This window comes from Arthrobacter pascens (assembly GCF_017052465.1).
Taxonomy (GTDB): Bacteria; Actinomycetota; Actinomycetes; order Actinomycetales; family Micrococcaceae; genus Arthrobacter; species Arthrobacter pascens.
In genome coordinates, this window is record NZ_JAFHKT010000072.1 from 1 (window position 1) to 408 (window position 408).

Below are 408 nucleotides of genomic sequence, written 5' to 3' on the forward strand. Positions count from 1 at the left end.
CGGGCCACGTTGCTGGTGCGCGAAACGGCGTCCCTGTCCGCCGCGGACCGGTCCAGCGTCGATGAGGAACTCGCCCCCGACACCGGAACGCTGACCGGTGCAGGAGACCGGGCCGTCGTGGCCGCCGCCCGGGCCGCCGCCTACCGCCGGGACCCGCGCTCCGTCACCCAGCGCGCGGCCCACGCCGCCACCGAACGGCACGTCAGCCTCCGCCCGGCACCGGACACCATGTGCTACCTGACCGCCCTATTGCCCGTCTCGGCAGGTGTCGCCGTGCACGCGGCCCTGACCCGGCACGCGGACAGCCTGCGCTCCGGCGGGGATGAACGCGCCCGCGGGCAGATCATGGCCGATGACCTGGTCGAATGGACCACCGGCACCCCCGGCGGGATCACCGGCATCGAGATC

At 74.5% G+C, this 408-nt stretch carries 1 pseudogene; it reads left to right on the forward strand.

Annotation, left to right across the window (positions count from 1 at the left end):
* Positions 1 to 408, forward strand: a pseudogene (locus JYA52_RS23170) (HNH endonuclease); the annotation flags it as partial.